Annotated in this window: 1 protein-coding gene; it reads right to left on the bottom strand. The window is 69.8% G+C overall.

All coding sequences use genetic code 11. The annotated features are described in order from the left end of the window. Positions 1-401 (bottom strand): hypothetical protein (locus GT354_RS41760; protein WP_202512883.1); only part of this gene is annotated, 401 nt, incomplete at both ends.

Genomic DNA, 401 nt, shown 5'->3' on the forward strand with positions numbered 1-401 from the left:
CCCAGGGTTCCGTCGGGCCGCAGGACGACCTCGGGATCGCCCGTGACGGCCATCGCCCCGCCGGGTGTGGTCTGTTGCCACGGTTTGAAGTCGCTGCCCGGGCCCGCCTTGTTGCCGGTGCCCATCACGACGCCGCCCGTGGTCCGTACGTAGACGCTGATCGTGCCGTCGGGGTATTGCACGACGGAGGGTCGGCCCGCGAAACCGCCTTCGCTGAGTCGTTGCCAGGCGGCGTCGAAGTTCCCGCCGGGTTTCTTTTGGCCGAGTCCGTTCACGCTGCCGTCGGCGAGGACCGCGTAGGTACCCAGGGTTCCGTCGGGCCGCAGGACGACCTCGGGATCGCCCGTGACGGCCATCGCCCCGCCGGGTGTGGTCTGTTGCCACGGCTTGAAGTCGCTTCC

It is taken from the genome of Streptomyces sp. SID3343 (assembly GCF_009865215.1).
Lineage (GTDB): Bacteria > Actinomycetota > Actinomycetes > Streptomycetales > Streptomycetaceae > Embleya.